Here is a 6,295-nt window from a genome sequence, read left to right on the forward strand (position 1 = left end):
GATACTATTGAAGTCGATTTCAAGTTGTAGGGGGGAATTTGTAAACTGTTCAGGTTCTTTATCAGTTACAATAAAGCGGATAAGACCTGGGCCGAGTGGATAGCCTGGCAGCTGGAGGAAGCAGAATACAACATTGTGTTGCAGGCCTGGGATTTCCGACCCGGCTCCAACTTTGTCCTGGAGATGCAGCAGGCTGCTGCAAACGCTGAGCGCACTATTGCTGTCCTGTCACCCGCCTATCTCAGTGCACTCTATACCCATCCAGAGTGGGCAGCAGCTTTTGTCCAGGATCCGACTGGAGAAAAGGGCACATTGTTACCAGTCTGTATCCAGAAATGTGATCTCAAAGGTCTCTTACCTGCAATTATTCATATCGATCTGGTGAACCTTGACGAAAATGCAGCAAAAGAGAAACTGCTTAAAGGAATCAGTCGAGAGCGTGCCAAGCCTTCGATCAAGCCCGCTTTCCCTGACGATAAACAGCGCTCCGTAGCCCTGCAGCCCCGTTTTCCCGGTGCCTTGCCACCTATATGGAATGTCCCACACAATCGTAATCCCAATTTTACCGGCAGGGAAGAACACCTGACCAAAATGAAGGCTGCACTAAATTCAGGAGAGCCAGCCGCATTGACACAGGCTATTCATGGTCTGGGTGGAGTGGGTAAAACGCAGCTTGCCCTTGAGTATGCATACCGCAGCGTAGCAGAATATGACATCGTATGGTGGATTCGCTCAGAAGAACATACGACCATGGCTGCCGATTACTCCAGCCTAGCAGAAGAGCTTGATCTGCCTGAGAAAGATGCCACTGATCAACAGGTCATTATTAAAGCGGTAAAGCACCGAATGGAGCAAATTCCAAAATGGCTGCTTGTTTTCGATAACGCAAAAGATCCTGCAGAGGTTCGAAAGTATATTCCACAAGGGGAAACAGGTCATGTACTTATCACGTCCCGAAATCCCAGCTGGAGGGGCATTGCCACTCCTCTTGACGTGCGTGTTTTGAAGCGTGAAGAATCTGTGGATTTCTTACTAAAGAGAACGGGATATACTGACGCAGATGCTGCCGGTGCTCTGGCAGAAGCATTAGGTGACCTGCCCCTTGCCCTTGAGCAAGCAGGTGCTTACATGGAAGTAAAGGGAAGAACACTTTTAGATTACCTGAATTTGTTCACTGTCCATAAAAATAAACTTTTGAATCGGGCCAGACCTTCCACAGATTACCCGGATACGGTCGCAACTACATGGGAACTTGCTTTTGATGAAATACTACAAATATCGGCCCCAGGCGCAGATTTATTGAATCTCTGTGCTTTTCTGGCACCTGACGATATTCCTATTGAACTCCTTAATTCAGGTGTGCAATTCCTGCCCGAATCCCTGGCTGCTGTGGCAGCTGATCCCCTGACATTTGATGATGCTGTGGATCCTCTGCGTCGCTATTCCCTGATTGAGATCACTGCAGAAACAATTTCTGTTCACAGGTTAGTCCAGGCAGTTACCCGCGATCGACTTGATGGAGATGAAAAGAAAAAATGGGCAGAAGCAGCTATACGTATCGTTAATGAAGCTTTCCCATTTGATAGTGATGACGTTAAGACTTGGCCTGTTTGCTCTCGTTTACTACCCCATGCTCTGGCGTCAGCAGGACATGCTGAAACTCTTGATGTAGCTTTAGATTCAACAGGTAGGTTATTGAATCAGATAGGGATTTATCTTAGGGGACGTGCTCAATTTACTGATGCAAAAGAGATGCATCAGCGCGCGCTGGCCATCGGCGAAGCTGTTTACGGTCCCGATCATCCTACAGTAGCGATCGATGTCAGTAACCTTGGTGGTGTCCTGGAATCACTTGGAGACTTCGAAGGCGCGAAGAAAAACTACGAGCGCGCGCTGGAAATATTTGGGAAGTATTTAGGAAAGGAACACCCCAACACATTAATAAATAATCTGGACGGCCTTCTTGCTGGCTCAAATTCCTCTCATTAGAATAAATATGACCACAAAGCATTCCCGAACACCATAATAAGCACGAACCTTCTAATTTCCCAATAAAACAACCCACTGTATACAGCTTCACTGGAAATTTTGAGAATCCTGCAATAAATGTAACTACGTCAAAGGGAAATGGTGTAAGTGCGCCCAGGAACACCACTGAGGTGCCTATCCATTCATGCATTGCGAACCAGCTGTGGATCCTGTCCCCTATTCCCCCTTTATTGAACTTCTCTACTATCACTTCGCTGCCCATGCTCAGATAATACGTGGTCAGGCTTCCCAGGGTGGCACCTGCGGAAATCACCAGGACCGTGGGAAATAAACTGAATCCTATGGCAGACAGACCTCCCACTATGGGCTCAAGAAATATTGGAAGCAGGCGTTTTCAAACATTTTTTACCTCTGAAGCTTACTTGTAGGAGACCTTATCCTTTTATATTTGTCCGTATTTAAAGAAGAAGAGTTACAATTACAGAAACAAGGTGAATTAAATGGATACCATAAAACAGATAATGGATGAACATAGGGTTATTGAAAGAGCGATCGACGTGCTGGATAAAATCAATGAAGGCCTGGAGGATGGGCGGGAGATCCCTCCACAACTTATTCTGTCAGTTCTGGGCGTGATAATAGAATGTATTGACGAGTATCATCTGGGGAAAGAAGAAGAAATATTGATCCCATTTTTAGAAGAGATAGGTAAGACTGAATTATTAAGTGCTATTCAGGCCTACTCAAATACGTACAAGGACGGGGTTCAATATATTGATGCCATCATTGAAGCCATGGATGAGTATGCCAATGGAGATGTAAAAGCAGCTTTAAAGATCATCGAAAACGGACGGGAATATGTTGGACAGGTACGTCCTGTTTTCCTGCAGGAAGATGAGTCAATAAAGTCCCTGAAGAAAATCCTATCAAAGGATGAGATGGAACAACTTAATAAAAAATTCAAGGATTTCGAATATGACTGGGATGGTCCTCAAGTACAAAAATACCAAAAAATTGTCAGAGAGCTTGAAAGAAAATCAAGTCTGATAGCTTGGTAAGAACCGAAAATAATATTATTCAATCCACCATCAAACTCCTTCATATGACCAACACAAACACATCCAGGCAGGCTAAATCTGAGCCGGAATCTAAAAAACTTCCCAATAAATCAGATTTTAGTGAATGGTATAACGAACTTCTTCAAATTGCCGAGATCATGGATGTGCGCTATCCGGTCAAAGGATTATATGTCTGGTTTCCGTTCGGCTTTTCCATCCGCTCCAGGGTTTATTCCATCATACGGGAACTGCTTGACAGTGCCAATCATCTGGAAGCCATGTTCCCATTGCTCATCCCTGAACATGAGTTCATGAAGGAAGCTGAGCATATCAAAGGCTTTGAGGACGAGGTATACTGGGTCACCCACGGTGGTACTGATCCATTGGACGTAAAACTGGCACTGCGGCCCACCAGCGAGACTGCGATCTATCCCATGTATAAATTATGGGTACGCTCCCATGCCGATATGCCCCTGCTCGTTTATCAGATCGTGAACACGTTCAGGTATGAGACAAAACACACCAGGCCCCTGATACGCCTGCGAGAGATCACTTCTTTTAAGGAAGCACATACCGTGCACGCCACATGGGATGAGGCTGCCGCCCAGGTCAAGGAGGCCACCCGCATCTACCAGGAGTTCTACAATCGGCTGGCTGTGCCCACGATAGTTAGCAAGCGGCCTGATTGGGATAAGTTCCCTGGTGCCGATTATACCATGGCTGTGGATGCCCTGATGCCTGACGGCAAGACCCTCCAGGTAGGTACTGCCCATCATCTGGGAGATAATTTCGCAAGGACCTTTGATATCACATATGAAGACCTCAACGGGGAACAGGTGCTGGCACACCAGACCTGTTACGGCATCAGTGAGCGATGTATTGCAGCCCTGATATCTATTCACGGTGACAATAAAGGCCTGGTCCTGCCTCCCGAGTTGGCACCCATGCAGGTTGCCATCATACCCATACTGTTCGGCGATGATAAAGCGGTGCTTGAAGCATGCAATGATCTGGCAGACACATTAAAACAAGCCGGACTGCGTGTTGTCATTGACAACAGCGACGCCAGGCCAGGTTCAAAGTACTACAAATGGGAATTAAAAGGTGTGCCTGTTCGCCTCGAGCTGGGACCCAGGGATTTAAAAAACAATTCAGTAATGCTGGTCAGGCGCACGGGTGGAAAGTCCAGCGTTCCTCTGGATGATGTGGTACCTGAGATTAGCACCGTATTCAATGAGACACATGAAAACCTGTACGAGACAGCTGACCAATCCCTGCACGGCAGGATAAAGTTGTGCACTGACCTGGATGAGGTAAAGGATTACATCAAGACCGGTATTGCACGGATCGCCTGGTGCGGTGAGAGGTCATGTGGACTGGAGATGGAAGAGATCGTAGGGGCCGGGATACTGGGTGAACCTGAAGACCCGGCACTGGGTAAAGCAGAGGGGGCATGCCCCATCTGTGGAAAACCGACTGAAATAGTGGTGTTGATGGCGCGGACGTATTGAAATAACTTTTTTTAGGGATCTCTTTAGGGATATTGCAGGGTAATATAAGATTATGAGATCTGCACTGATACTGGCAGGCGGACGCGGCAGGCGGCTGGGGTATAAAGAAAAGGCGCTGATACCAATTAAAGGCAGGACCATATTGGAATATAACCTGGATTTGCTTGAAAGACTGGTGGATGAAGTCATTATATCAGTGCGGGATGATGAACAAAAGTGCATCCTGGTGGAATATACAGGCGACCGGGCCATTATTGAAGATCATTACACAGATGTAGGACCATTAGCAGGTATTCTGGAAGGACTAAAAGTGGCAGAAGGAGAATATATTTTTATTACTGCGTGTGATATGCCTTTTCTGAATCCTGAGGTTGTTGAGATGCTGTTCCAGCGGGCTTATGGTCATGATGCAGCCATCCCTGTATGGGAAAATGAGATACTGGAGCCCCTGCATGCAGTCTATCGTACCAGACCCATGGCAATTGAGACTGAAAAAGCTATCAAGAATGGTGATAAGATCGCGCTGGCACCGGTCTTCAGACTGAAGGATGTGGTGTTCGTGGATATGGAAGGTGTCAGGGCTTTAGACCCCGGGCTCAGGACATTTATAAACATCAACACACTGGAAGATATGGAACTGATCGAGGAATAAAATGACAGAGCATCCCCCAATAATATGTATCGTAGGCCAGTCAGGAAGCGGAAAGACAACGCTGATAGAGGGGCTGTTGACCGGACTTAATAAGCGGGGTTACCGTGTGGGTACCATCAAACATCACAGCCATGACGATTTTGAAATAGACCATGAAGGGAAAGATACCTGGAGGCATGCCCGGGCCGGGGCAAAAACGATCTCCATTTCGTCACCAACCATGTTCGCAATAATAAAAAAGGTGAATAAGGAACTCACACTCGATGAAATTGCAGGTTATCTGGAAGACAGGGACATAATCCTCGCAGATGGATATACCAGCTCAGAAAAACCCAGGATTGTAATTACTTCTAAACCTGGTGATATTGCCCATTTTGGCAGAGGCAAGGAAATTGTAGCAACCATTGATAGTCCATTTAATGAGGATCAGCTCTTGCGAATTATTGATCTTGTGGAAGCCAGAATTAGAATAGTTGGTCAGTGAACATATGAAGAAATTAAAATCGAGATTCTTGAAAAACTTGAAAAAATCAAACAATCTGTTGAAAGGGTTGGGAATGGGGAGAAAAAAAGTAGAATCATAAAAAGACACGGATTTCACTGATTTACACAGATTTGCAGTTGCATCTGATATATTCGTTGGTATAACATAATTTTGTTATATGGTCAGCAAATACATCGGACATAATAATTCTCAATTTCACATAGTGTATCTGGCACTCGCCACCGTTGAAGTGCTTGCTATCTATGCTGCATTCGTTGTTCTGGGATTATTCTACAATAACGGTCAGGTCCTTGAATATAACCTATCACTCGCAATCGTTGCTGCTGGTCTGGGAGGTACCATGGAACTGGCAGGGATTTCCAGTGGATTCTGGAATTTTGCCTTCGGGGAGGGACTGCCGGTGTTCATATGTCTCTCATGGGTACTGAACATAGGGGCTATTTGTGGGATAACACGGATTTTTGGAATAAATCTGAAAGATTCTATTATATAGTTATGAACGAGGGCTGGAATAAGTTTATAAAGAACCGCAGATGAACGCGGATGAACGCAGGCGTGCCGAGCTAAGCTCATATTCGCC

At 45.9% G+C, this 6,295-nt stretch carries 6 protein-coding genes; all 6 read left to right on the forward strand.

What is annotated here, in order from left to right:
* Nucleotides 1–135: 135 nt before the first annotated feature.
* The 6 genes from IBX40_10160 (at nt 136) to IBX40_10185 (ending at nt 6,208) form a co-directional block, all read left to right on the forward strand.
* On the forward strand, nt 136–1,989 hold the full coding sequence (locus tag IBX40_10160; GenBank protein MBE0524680.1) for a tetratricopeptide repeat protein: 1,854 nt from the start codon (nt 136–138) through the stop codon (nt 1,987–1,989).
* A 500-nt stretch (nt 1,990–2,489) separates the two neighbouring features.
* Nucleotides 2,490–3,047, forward strand: coding sequence for a hemerythrin domain-containing protein (locus IBX40_10165; protein MBE0524681.1), 558 nt, complete (start codon nt 2,490–2,492; stop codon nt 3,045–3,047).
* A gap of 44 nt (nt 3,048–3,091) precedes the next feature.
* Entirely contained in the window at nt 3,092–4,558 is a 1,467-nt protein-coding gene (locus IBX40_10170) for a proline--tRNA ligase (protein MBE0524682.1), read from the forward strand.
* A 52-nt stretch (nt 4,559–4,610) separates the two neighbouring features.
* Nucleotides 4,611–5,210 carry a molybdenum cofactor guanylyltransferase gene (locus IBX40_10175; GenBank protein ID MBE0524683.1) on the forward strand — a complete coding sequence of 200 codons (600 nt, stop codon included), beginning with the start codon at nt 4,611–4,613 and terminating at the stop codon, nt 5,208–5,210.
* 1 nt (nt 5,211) lies between these two features.
* Nucleotides 5,212–5,694, forward strand: coding sequence for a molybdopterin-guanine dinucleotide biosynthesis protein B (mobB, locus tag IBX40_10180; protein ID MBE0524684.1), 483 nt, complete (start codon nt 5,212–5,214; stop codon nt 5,692–5,694).
* A 178-nt stretch (nt 5,695–5,872) separates the two neighbouring features.
* The gene (locus tag IBX40_10185; GenBank protein MBE0524685.1) at nt 5,873–6,208 is read left to right on the forward strand and encodes a hypothetical protein; all 336 of its coding nucleotides are present in this window, start codon (nt 5,873–5,875) and stop codon (nt 6,206–6,208) included.
* Nucleotides 6,209–6,295 lie beyond the last annotated feature (87 nt).

Source organism: Methanosarcinales archaeon, assembly GCA_014859725.1.
Taxonomy (GTDB): domain Archaea; phylum Halobacteriota; class Methanosarcinia; order Methanosarcinales; family Methanocomedenaceae; genus Kmv04.

Coding starts and splice junctions, on each gene's coding strand:
- IBX40_10165 (MBE0524681.1), top strand. CDS start 2,490: ATGGATACCATAAAACAGATAATGGATGAACATAGGGTTATTGAAAGA.
- IBX40_10170 (MBE0524682.1), top strand. CDS start 3,092: ATGACCAACACAAACACATCCAGGCAGGCTAAATCTGAGCCGGAATCT.
- IBX40_10175 (MBE0524683.1), top strand. CDS start 4,611: ATGAGATCTGCACTGATACTGGCAGGCGGACGCGGCAGGCGGCTGGGG.
- mobB (MBE0524684.1), top strand. CDS start 5,212: ATGACAGAGCATCCCCCAATAATATGTATCGTAGGCCAGTCAGGAAGC.
- IBX40_10185 (MBE0524685.1), top strand. CDS start 5,873: ATGGTCAGCAAATACATCGGACATAATAATTCTCAATTTCACATAGTG.